The sequence below is a fragment of the Echinicola sediminis genome, from assembly GCF_054777495.1.
Genome location: NZ_BAAHAP010000133.1, coordinates 1 through 11,250, shown reverse-complemented (window position 1 = coordinate 11,250; position 11,250 = coordinate 1). Strand labels below are relative to the sequence as shown.

Below are 11,250 nucleotides of genomic sequence, written 5' to 3'. Positions count from 1 at the left end.
TGGCCCTTATATTATCACGGTTTGCTATTTCAAAATTAATCGGATGGGAGATTTCAGTACAGGCATTTATAGAAATGGCAAAATCTTTAGGCATTGATCCTACTTTTTTTAGAATATCCACCGGAATACTAATTGCGATTGTAGTCATAGGATATTTTGCAACAGCAATTTTTAGTTCATTAAAGAAAGGTTTTAGGGATATCTCAGAAATTTCTTTTGCAAAATGGGCTACTTACGCCAATATTCTCGGTTTACTTACAATGGTAGGTGCCCTTATAGCAGAGTTTTCATTAAGAGTACAACCTAAATGGCCACTGGTTTATATCGCTATTGGCATCATCCTATTATCAACATTAAACGTGTTGATTTTAAAAAGACAACAAAAAAATCAAATCCTTAACTGATAAATTATGACAACATTAAAAATTCACAACATCGAATCGGCACCAGAAGGTAGCAAACCACTCTTAGAGGAATCTTTAAAACAAAACGGATGGATCCCTGGTTTACATGGCGTAATAGCTGGAGCACCGGGAGTTTTAGAAGCTTATCAAACATTACACAAGCTGTTCACGCAATCCACGTTCAACAAAGAAGAATTGACTGTAGTTTGGCAAACAATAAACGTAGAACACGAATGTCATTATTGTGTGCCTGCACATACGGGTATTGCCAACATGATGAAAGTAGATCCATCTTTAAGTGAAGCCTTAAGAAACAGAACAGCAATGCCAACTGAAAAACTACAGGTCCTACACGATTTTACTTTAAAGATTGTACGTAATCGTGGGCAGGTGACACAAGACGATTTGAAGGTATTTTATAAAGCAGGTTACGAGGAAAGACAAGTTTTGGAAATCATTTTAGGCTTATCTCAAAAAGTGATAAGTAATTATACCAACCATATCGCCAATACACCTGTAGATGAACCTTTTCAAAAATTTGCTTGGAAAGCAGAGACGGTGTAAGGCTGACCAATCCACCAATAATACCCATTGGATATCTTCTTTAAGTAGTTTATAAGCTATATCTAATTAAAAGCAGTGATGAAAAGCTATAGGAGGAATTTTATCAAGAATCTTGGCATGTTAGGCACAACATCAATGTTAATGCCTAATATGCTCATAGGACAAGCAAATGAAAGACACATGAAAACTATCATTAAAGAAAGACCTAAAATTTTGTTCTTTGACGTTAATGAAACTTTATTGGATTTAACACAAATGAAGAAACAAGTTGGAAAAGCACTAAATGGTAGGGAGGATTTGCTTTCGCTTTGGTTTACAACAATGCTTCATTATTCATTAGTGACTTCTGCAAGCGGGCAATATGAACATTTTGGCAATATTGGTGCAGCTACTCTTCAAATGGTTGGTGCCAATAACAATATTACGATTTCGGAAGATAATGCGCGGGAAATAATTGTAAATGCCTTGCGAGGTTTACCTGCTCATCCTGAAGTAAAAGGAGCATTAAACCAATTAAAGCAAAATGGATACAAACTAGTATCTTTCACAAATTCGTCTAATGAAGGTGTGAAAAAACAATTTGAAAGCGCTGGCTTAACCGAATATTTTGATGAGCGATTAAGTGTAGAAGAGGTTGGAAAATTCAAACCATTTAGAGAAACTTATGAATGGGCCGCAAGAAAAATGGGAATAAAGCCGAATGAGGCAATGTTAATTGCGGCTCACGGTTGGGATGTTGCAGGAGCATTATGGGCAGGTTGGCGTGCTGCATTTATCAGCCGACAAGGACAACAAATATTTCCTTTAGCCCCAAAAACGGAAATCGTAGAATCCGATTTGCAAAAAATAGCAAATATATTGGTTGATTATTGATAGTTGATTGACCACAAAGTTTCTTTTTTAGCATCTCAGTGAACTCCGTGTTCTCCGTGGTAAAGCTTTTAAACCGCAGAGGACGCAAAGTGCACAGAGGTGGTTAAGCTTTTAAACCACAGAGTACACAAAGAGCTCAGAGGTGGTTAAGCTTTTGTGAAGGAAAAGCTTGTCCCGCCGGTTGCACTAAGCCACGGCGCAGAGTCAAGAGGAAACACATAGACCACAAAGTTTCTTTTGTAGAACCTCAGCGAACTCCGTGTTCTCCGTGGTAAAGCTTTTAAACCGCAGAGGCCACAAAGAGCTCAGAGGTGGTTGAGCTTCTTTGGGGGAAAGGATTGTTCCGCCGGTTGCACTAAGCCACGGCGCAGAGTCAAAAGGAAACACAAAGACCACAAAGTTTTTTATAGAACCTCAGTGAACTCCGTGTCCTTCGTGGTTAAGCTTTTAAACCGCAGAGGACACAAAGAGCTCAGAGGTGGTTAAGCTTCTGTGTAGGAAAGGCTTGTCCCGCCATTTGCAATACGCCACGGCGCAGAGTCAAGAGGAAGCACATCGATCGCAAAGTTTCCTTTGTAGAACCTCAGTGAACTCCATGTTCTCCGTGGTAAAGCTTTTAAACCACAGAGGCCACAAAGAGCTCAGAGGTGGTTGAGCTTCTGTGAAGGAAAAGCTTGTCCCACTGGTTGCACTAAGCCACGGCGCAGAGTCAAGAGGAAACACAAAGACCATAAAATTTCTTTTGTAGAACCTCAGCGAACTCCGTGTTCTCCGAGGTAAAGCTTTATAACCACAGAGGCCACAAAGAGCTCAGAGGTGGTTGAGCTTCTTTGGGGGAAAGACTTGTCCCACCGGTTGCATTAAGCCACGGCGCAGAGTCAAGAGGAAGTACACAGACCGCAAAGTTTTTTTATAGAACCTCAGTGAACTCCGTGTCCTTCGTGGTTAAGCTTTTATACCACAGAGTACACAAAGAGCTCAGAGGTGGTTGAGCTTCTGTGTAGGAAAAGCTTGTCCCACTGGTTGCACTAAGCCACGGCGCAGAGTCAAAAGGAACCACATAGACCACAAAGTTTCTTTTTTAGCATCTCAGTGAACTCCGTGTCCTTCGTGGTTAAGCTTTTATACCACAGAGTACACAAAGAGCTCAGAGGTGGTTGAGCTTCTTTGGGGGAAAGGCTTGTCCCGCCGGTTGCACTAAGCCAAGCCGCAGAGTCAAGAGGAAACACATAGACCACAAAGTTTTTTTATAGATCCTCTGCGACCTCAGTGTCCTCCGTGGTTAATCTTTTTAACCACAGAGGACGCAGACGATTTTGTACCCTTCAGTGCCCTTTGAGGTTAAAAATCAGAAAATTACTCCTTCACCCATTTCACTTTTTCCGATATCGGCTTTCTCTTTCCTGTGGGCCAAATATCCAGATTGGGCTTGGCTACATAGAAAAAGCCCATCAACTGGTCTTCCTCTTCCAAGCCGAAATAGGGCTTGGCTTCTGGATAAAAAGTAACTCCGCCGGTCCCCCAATAAGCCGCCAAGCCATGGGCGCTGGCTGTGAGGTACATGTTTTGCACCGCCATGGAAACAGACGCTACTTCTTCCATCTCGGGCAACCCCGCCTTCAAGTCCCTTTTCATCGCAATGGCGATAACATGTGAACATTTTAGAGGATTCTCCTGTAATTTTTGGTACACCGGTTCTTTGAAAGTGCCGTTTTTCTCTGCCCTTTCCTTATAAAGCTCCGATTGGAAGCGGGCCAGCTCCTTTAGGCCTTCCCCGGAAAAAACCGTAAACTGCCAAGGTTCCGTCAGTTTGTGCGTAGGTGCCCAGTTGGCATTCTCCAACATCTCTTCAATGATGTGGTCCTCCACAGGGTCGTTCTCCTTAAACTGTGCCACAAACATGGATCGGCGGTTCCGAATTATTTTGTTGACTTCTTCAATATTAAAAACTGGTTTTTCCATTTTCAGTAATCTCTTTTTTGTACGATTGCTATAGCGCTGATTTTGGTGCAAAGGTAATAAAGCCCTTGAAAAAGAAAGATATCCCAAGTTAGATCTCAAAAATAAATCATCACCAGCATCATTATGAAATAAGATTATCCCCAATTGTGCCAGTAGATTAGATCATCAAGAAGGTGTCCAAGAACCCGCCTGTTCGGCCGACAGGTCCACCGGGGCGGACAAGTTTTCAGGGGTTATAAAGTGTCCACGAATTTCACGGATCTATTTGGCGATAGAGTGGTTAACACGAATTAATTTTTAACAAGCTCAAAGAAACTCGATGGATTATCGAAATCCATGACCGACAAGAAACCAAATACTACCCAAAAATCAAGTTCATTAAAGAATAACCTTTGGACAATCCACATTGGAATTCAATAAGGTTAATATTTTAGGGCAATCTTGGCTCCGCCATAGAAATTAATCGGTGCTGCCGGTTGGTAATACCTTCCTCCAAAGGCGTTCAGGTCATTGCCAAGGCTGTACTGTTCATCCAACAGGTTTTCTATACCTCCGAAAATTTCCAAATCCCAAGACGGGTTCAGTGACCGTTTCCAACCGCCCCGCACATTGATCAGGTGAAATACCTCCTGAAAAACGGTGTTGGCGTCATTTAAGGGAATCTCGTCCACAAACTGATGGCTAAGGTTCAGGTATAGGCCCGGTCGGGTGCGGATATCCAGCTTGTTCATCAAGGTATTCGGTGACACCCCGGTCAATCGATTTCCAGAGAAATCCTCCCCGTCATCCACATAATCCTTGAAGGTGAAGCAGTGCAAGGTATAGGCATGGGCCATCTCCACTTCCTGTAGCCAAGCGGTGTTGTTCCTGACCAAAGCATAACCTACCTGCGCTTCTATCCCTTTTTGATCTGTAGCTCCCGCATTGCGAAATAGGACTACCCCATCTTCATTGGTGTAGGTGGTGATGGTTTCGTCCAGCTGAAAATAAAATGCACTTATATCAACATTAACCAGGCCTGATTTATAGTTGGCGCGATAACCCACTTCATAATTGATTCCTTTTTCAGCTTCAAGGTCTAAGTTGATCGTTCCCTCATTGGTGCGGACCTCGTCAATGGTGGGAGGGGAAAAGCCTGAACTGATACCGCCATAAAGTGCTGAATAGCTGTTTAACTGGGCAGACAGTGCCAGTCTGGGCACCCAGATAGGGTCAAACTTCCGCTGGACCTTATAGGGCACGCCAGTGGAGGCGTCTACGGCCCTGTCAATGTCAAAGCGGGAGAAATTTTCGCTCAGTCCCACCGTCATCAAGACATCCGGAGTCCAGTTTACCTCCAATTGCTGAAACAGGAAGCCTTGGGTGGTGATCAGGTCATCACTGAACCTGATGGTATCCGCTACCCCTCCTCTATTGCCAAAGTTCTGGGCACTGGTATTGGCAAACTGGTACTCCCCCCCTGCGATCAGCCTGACAGGGAACCCTCCCCAATTGTCATTTAAAGTGAACTTGGTCCTTCCTCCGTAACCGTATTGGGTTTCCCGTTTATAATCCAAATTGAATGGATTTTCAAAGTCAGTGGTTTGCACATAGCCGGAGGAGGTATTGCTCCATTGATCATTAAAATCGTAGGTATGGACGAAGGTGGCATACAGTGATTTCTGGGCAATTGATGCATTTTGGGCGGCGGAACCCGGTCGGGCCTGCTGTGGGTTTCCAGCCAGTTGGCTGGCATTTAAGCCTCCCGGCAGTTCATAGTTCAGGTCACTATAGATCAATTGGGTGGAAAAGGATTGTTTGGCAGAGGGCTGAAAGTTGGCACCCATTTGAAAAACCTTTCTGTCCAATGCACTGTGGTCCCGATACCCGTCCGACTGCTGATGGACATAACTCGCGTTAATGCTACCGTTTTCAATGCGCTGCTCCAATCCTAGCCTGTATTTGTAAAGGCCAAAATCCCCTGCCGAAACCTCTGCTTGCACCTTGCTCCCGGTAATTTCCTTAGGGGTAAAACTGATGACTCCCCCATTCCCAGCTCCATAAATACTCCCTGCTGGGCCCTTGATGATTTCCACATTTTGGATATTGCTCAGGTCAAGAATGTTCAGCGGAGTTGTTCCGTCAGGAGCGGTAAAAGGGATTCCGTTCCAATACACTTTCACATTTCTTACCCCAAAAGGAGCCCTCAAAGAGCTACCTCTAATGGACACCCTATAGCTGCCAGGTGCCCTTTCTTCCAGCCTTATTCCTGCTTTGGTATTGAAGGCATGCACCACGTTATGTTCATTAAAGCGGTACAGCTCTTCTTCTCCAATTCTGCTTACCGCGGCAGTTTGCTCCATTAAGCGCCTTTCCGATCCAAAGGAAGTCACCACAACCTCAGAAAGGCGGGTTTCCTTTTTTTCTAAAAAGACATCGTAGGATTGTCCCGGTACCAGCTCTATCCATCTTGTTTCATAAGCCAAATGGGAAAGCATGACTTTTTGCTTGCCCTTAATTTCTATTGTTGCGCTGCCCTTTTCATTGGTTATCCATTTTTCCTGTTCAGAAGCTTTTATCACTACTGCCGGAATGGGCATTTTGTTTTCTGTATCAGCAATGGTCAAGACAGTTTGTCCCCAGTTTTTTAGGGGAGCGCAAAGTAAGAGTACAAGGGTGAGTAGGATTCCTAATTTCATGCCGTAAAAATAAGGGTTATACTTCTTCAACCAGCTTATTTCAAAAGAGATTCTAAAAATCATGTTACAGATGTCCGGCTTTCAAACAAAATCTACAGCTTCTAGGCTTGATTAAGCGCAAAATGACCTTTCGTCACTGTAGTCATTCCATCTAATTGAACAAATCAAAAATACTTGCCCGCTGATGGCACAGATGAGCGCAGAAAAAAGATCATATATAGTAGCAAAGGCACCTGTACTTTTAATTAGAAAAAACAGGCTCTCACGGAATACACAGAAGCCCACAGAAAAGAGTTTTAATTCTGTGCAAAGCTATCTGACGCTAGGTAGATCTCCCGTCGAATGACGGGACAGGTTGTGGAATCGGTGAGAAATAGGGTCAAGGTGGCGCCTAAGCAGGTCGGGTCGAAGCTCAACATTTTGAAAACACCCAAATCGGGATCAAAGTATTTTAAAAATGGGGCTGTCTCATAAGTAGATTTCTCTGAGTATTAGACAAATAATATTTAGTCGAAGTCATGGTAGGAAATGGGGAAGGGGCCCGCCCCAATGGGGCAAAATTATAATAGCCTGGGGTAGCAGCCCCAGGCAAAGGTCCCCCACGAGGCTCATGTTTTGGCCGGTTAAATGTCAATAGAGAATATAAATTGCCGCCAAAACCCATAAATTTCAATTGTGAACCATTTTCCGCTGATGCCGCTGGCCACTTATATACCGGGGTTCAGAATTTGACACCGGTATCTCCTCGGCCACTATGGATAATCCAAAGTCGAGCCTTTAATTCAATGAGAAATCATACTACATTCAATAAGAACTGCTTTGGTTTATTCTGTTGATACAATTCTTGCACTTTTGTCTAAAAAATTTTCTTAATGTGTTAATCTTTATGAATTATTTTTATCAATTAACTATATTAGACATTCAATTCTTTACTTACCCCTTATGAAAAAATACATCGCATTATTATTACTAGCTGTTGCCTGTCAAAAGAAGGAAGTGGCACCACCTGCGCCTGTGGACCCGGTTCCTTCTGAAAGGCAACTGGCCTGGCAGGATCTTGAATATTATGCCTTTGTCCACTTTAATATGAACACCTTTACCAATATCGAATGGGGTTTGGGTGGAGAGGATCCGGACACGTTTAATCCCACGGAACTGGACTGTCGACAATGGGCCAAAGTAGCCAAAGAGGCAGGTATGAAAGGAATCATCCTCACTGCCAAGCACCATGATGGCTTCTGTCTTTGGCCAACTGCCACTACCGAACACTCGGTAAAAAGTTCAAGCTGGAAAGATGGTCAAGGAGATGTGCTCAAGGAACTTTCCGAAGCCTGTAAAGAATATGGGTTGAAATTCGGGGTTTACCTTTCCCCTTGGGACAGAAATAATGAGCACTATGGCACACCCGAATACATTGATATCTTCCGTACCCAGCTTCGGGAATTGCTGACCAACTATGGTGAAGTGTTTGAGGTGTGGTTTGACGGGGCCAATGGCGGAACCGGCTATTATGGCGGGGCCAATGAAGACCGTAGGGTAGACAAGCAGACCTATTACGATTGGGAAAATACCTATAAAATCATCCGTGAATTACAACCCAATGCGGTGATCTTTAGCGATGCAGGGCCTGACATCCGTTGGGTGGGCAATGAAGAGGGCCATGCCTATAAAACCACTTGGTCAAACCTAATGCGTGACGAGGTTTATGGCGGAATGCCCAACTACCACACCGATTATGCAGACGGCCAGGAAAACGGTACGCACTGGGTGCCTGCGGAAGTGGATGTTTCCATCCGTCCGGGATGGTATTACCATGAATATGAAGACCACAAGGTGAAGTCCCTGCCCACGCTTTTGGACATTTATTACGAAAGTATTGGCCGTAATGGTTCCCTGCTTTTAAACTTCCCAGTGGATAAAAGAGGGCTGATTCATGAAAATGATGTGGAGCAGGTGTTAAAGTTAGCCAACAAGATCAAGGAAGACTTTGCCGATAATCTGGTGAGCAAAAGCAGCAAAGTGGAGGCCTCTGTTGAAAGAGGAAGTGGTTATGAAGGTGAAAAGGCCATTGATGAAGATCCTGAGACTTACTGGGCTGCACCCGACGGAAGCAACAACGGTTCCCTTACGGTCCATTTTGATGAACCGACCACTTTCAACCGCTTCCTGGCGCAAGAATACATTACTCTGGGCCAGCGTGTCAAAGCATTTACCCTTGAAGCACAAACAGAGAGTGGCTGGGAAGAAATCGCCAATGAAACGACTATCGGTTATAAGCGTATTTTGAGGTTCCCAAGCATCACTGCTTCTGCGGTAAGGTTTACGGTAACGGACGCCAAAGATTGTCCTACCATTACTGAAATAGGTATTTACAACGCTCCAAAAGTATTGATGGCTCCTGAAATCAAAAGAGAGTTATCAGGAAATGTAAGCCTAATGGCGCACGATGAAGAGGTGGAAGTTTATTTCACCACAGATGGTACCACTCCGTCTGAGAATTCTACCAAATATAGTGAGCCTTTTGCCGTGACGACCCCTGCTACCGTAAAAGCCATTGTCATTGATCAGGCCAGCGGCAAGAGCAGTGAAGTTGGCCAGGTAGATGTGGATCTCGCCAAAACCAACTGGAAGGTTATTGATGGAGGAGAAAATGCCGCTCAGGTAGTGGATGAAGACATCTTTACGAATTACACCAGTGAGAATGACGAGGTCATCATTGATCTTGGTCAAGAAGTAAGTCTGAAAGGCTTTACCTATATGCCGATGCAAAACCGCTATATGTCGGGTGTAATTCAGGAATTTGCTTTTTCGGTAAGCAAGGATGGCAAAAACTGGAAAACGGTCAGCAGCGGAGAATTTGGAAATATCGCCAACAGCCCTGTGGAGCAAAAAATCACCTTTGATGAAGTGCCTGCCAAGTTTATCCGGCTAAAAGCCACCAAGACCTTGGACGGTAAAAAAGCATCATTTGCAGAAGTAGGGACAATTACGCGTTAAGGATTGTTGTCAGTTTTCATTCCTTAGTGTCGGATTAAATCCGCTAAATCTGAGGGGAAATTTCTCTACCTGATAGTACGTATTTATGGCAGGAACTTCACAATTATTAAAGTGTTTCCCGCTGAGGACGCAGATTACTTGTGATTGATTTTGCAGCATTTCAGGTTGCCCCCCTTCCCCTAGAGGGGGCTCAATGCTCTTAAGTTAAGAGGGAAATTGACCACACCTGCCTTCCGGAAGGCTGGGATGGATACAGATATACACAGATGTGGTTATTTCAACTCTTTTTATCCGTGGTAAACGTAACAGCATTGAGGAGGCCTAATAAGTCCCCTTTAGGGGATTTAGGGGTATAAATGGAAAGGATAGTTATCCCGAAAATGAGCCGGCCTGTGCATTGGAAACACAGGGCTGGCTCATTTTTTTTTGCCCTTGCAATGAATTAGGTATTCAAGGTTTCCTTTACTTTTTCTTTTAACGCTGGAAGTACCTCCTCTCCGAACCATGGGTTCTTGGCCTGCCAAATATTGTTTCTCGGAGAGGGATGAGGCAAGGGAAAATAATCGGGCAAATAATCCCTGAAATGCCTGACGGTATCGGTTAAGGTCTTTTTGGCACTTTCCTTCAGATAGTACTTTTGCGCATAATTGCCCACCAAGATCACCAACTTCACTTTCGGCATCATTTCCATCAGTCTCGAATGCCATAAAGGGGCACATTCAGGCCGTGGAGGCAGATCACCGGATTTCCCCCTGCCCGGATAACAGAAACCCATGGGCACCAAAGCCATTTTGGTAGGGTCATAAAAGATTTCCCGGTCTATCCCCATCCAGTTCCTGAGATTATCTCCGCTTTTATCATTCCATGGGATGCTTGTTTCATGGACAATTTTTCCCGGTGCCTGACCTATCACGACAAGCTCGCTCTTAGGACTTGCGGAGACAATGGGATTTGGCCCTAAGGGCAAATATTGCTCACACACTTTGCAAGCCCTGATGTCATCTAATAAGTCGTCCATTTTTATTAACATTTTTTAACAAAAAATACATATTATAAATTATATACCAAGGATATATTCTACAAATTGATTATAATAACTACAATCCCCTTCCCCTCGAATCCTTTCTATTCACGTTTTAAGGCCCATTTACTCAATGGCACAGATGATGAACAGATACAGACAAGGCTTGTCCACAGCAATCCTTGAGAATATAAATTTAACCCGGATTGTGCAATAGGATTCGTAATGAGGGCTGAAAATGCAAGAAAATCAGGCTGTTTGGAGACTGAGGCATAGCATCGCTATGGTGAAGTCGAAAACAGCAGCGAAGCGACTGATTTTAAAGCAGTTTTAGGCCGCAATAGATTTTCTATTGCATATTTCGGGTTTAACCAACTTAAAATTTAACGATCATGAAAAAGTTAGCATTAGTATTCGCTTTTGGAGTAGTTACCTTTGCAGGAGTTCAGGCAGCTCCGCAAATCTCCAACACTATGGTAGAACAAACCCTTCAGGGTAAAGTAGAGATCCAACCGGAAGATCTTCCACAAGCCGTTAAAGAAACCATCTTGGACAGTGAGGAGACCAAAACCCTGCCCATTTCCAAAGCCTATCAGGTAACCGATGCGGAAGGAGAAGTGACCTATGAGGTTACCTTCGGAATAGAAGAAGAGGCGACCACAAAGACCTACGATGCAGAAGGTAAGGAAATCGTGGATTTATAATAGATAAGCCTAAGCAAAGTACTATACAAACCATCCCCGCTAGACAA

General features: G+C 43.8%; 8 protein-coding genes. 5 read left to right on the top strand and 3 right to left on the bottom strand.

Annotated features, from left to right (window positions below; genetic code table 11):
- From ACYVAA_RS20835 to ACYVAA_RS20825, 3 genes are all read left to right on the top strand, one after another.
- Window positions 1-404, top strand: a 404-nt coding sequence (locus tag ACYVAA_RS20835) for a hypothetical protein (RefSeq protein WP_460545537.1), incomplete at its 5' end; no start/stop codon positions are given.
- Window positions 405-410: 6 nt separating this feature from the next.
- The gene (locus tag ACYVAA_RS20830) at window positions 411-968 is read left to right on the top strand and encodes a carboxymuconolactone decarboxylase family protein (RefSeq protein ID WP_460545535.1); all 558 of its coding nucleotides are present in this window, start codon (window positions 411-413) and stop codon (window positions 966-968) included.
- 78 nt (window positions 969-1,046) lie between these two features.
- Complete coding sequence (locus tag ACYVAA_RS20825) at window positions 1,047-1,841, top strand: HAD family hydrolase (RefSeq protein ID WP_460545533.1); 795 nt, start codon at window positions 1,047-1,049, stop codon at window positions 1,839-1,841.
- 1,356 nt (window positions 1,842-3,197) lie between these two features.
- On the opposite strand, the gene ACYVAA_RS20820 is transcribed toward ACYVAA_RS20825, so the two are convergent.
- Entirely contained in the window at window positions 3,198-3,803 is a 606-nt protein-coding gene (locus ACYVAA_RS20820) for a nitroreductase family protein (RefSeq protein ID WP_460545531.1), read from the bottom strand.
- Window positions 3,804-4,225: 422 nt separating this feature from the next.
- Window positions 4,226-6,481 (bottom strand): TonB-dependent receptor family protein, encoded by a 2,256-nt coding sequence (locus ACYVAA_RS20815; RefSeq protein WP_460545529.1) that lies wholly within the window; start codon window positions 6,479-6,481, stop codon window positions 4,226-4,228.
- 942 nt (window positions 6,482-7,423) lie between these two features.
- Here ACYVAA_RS20815 and ACYVAA_RS20810 point away from each other — a divergent pair.
- Complete coding sequence (locus ACYVAA_RS20810) at window positions 7,424-9,478, top strand: alpha-L-fucosidase (RefSeq protein WP_460545527.1); 2,055 nt, start codon at window positions 7,424-7,426, stop codon at window positions 9,476-9,478.
- Window positions 9,479-9,920: 442 nt separating this feature from the next.
- Here the strand turns inward: ACYVAA_RS20810 and ACYVAA_RS20805 are convergent, their stop codons facing one another.
- Window positions 9,921-10,496: a uracil-DNA glycosylase family protein gene (locus ACYVAA_RS20805; RefSeq protein ID WP_460545524.1), complete on the bottom strand. Its 576-nt coding sequence runs from the start codon at window positions 10,494-10,496 to the stop codon at window positions 9,921-9,923.
- 395 nt (window positions 10,497-10,891) lie between these two features.
- Between ACYVAA_RS20805 and ACYVAA_RS20800 the strand changes: the two genes are divergently transcribed.
- Entirely contained in the window at window positions 10,892-11,203 is a 312-nt protein-coding gene (locus ACYVAA_RS20800; protein ID WP_460545522.1) for a hypothetical protein, read from the top strand.
- Window positions 11,204-11,250 lie beyond the last annotated feature (47 nt).